Annotated in this window: 1 protein-coding gene; it reads right to left on the reverse strand. The window is 49.5% G+C overall.

Annotated features, from left to right (window positions below; translation table 11 throughout):
* The coding region (locus ACNKXV_RS14670) for a DUF1501 domain-containing protein (RefSeq protein ID WP_417908437.1) at window positions 1-281 on the reverse strand (281 nt) is incomplete at both ends.

A 281-nucleotide genomic window follows, 5' to 3' on the forward strand; every position in this document is an offset into this window, starting at 1 on the left:
CTGACTTCACGCCGCCGCCTGCCATGAAAATGGAGAAGGCTCTAGGGTGATGGTCTCGTCCATAGTTTTCCGGAGCGATTTTTCCTTGACAGTAGTTGGTTCGGCCAAATTCTCCACCCCAAATCACTAAGGTCTCATCGAGTAGTCCACGCTGCTTCAAATCCGTAATCAAAGCCGCCGATGCTTGGTCCACATCTTTGGCTTGTCCTATCATTTGATTGGGAAGATTGTCATGTGCATCCCATCCCTGATGGTAGAGTTGCACAAAGCGCACTCCATTT

This window comes from Christiangramia aquimixticola, from assembly GCF_048285835.1.
Lineage (GTDB): Bacteria > Bacteroidota > Bacteroidia > Flavobacteriales > Flavobacteriaceae > Christiangramia > Christiangramia aquimixticola.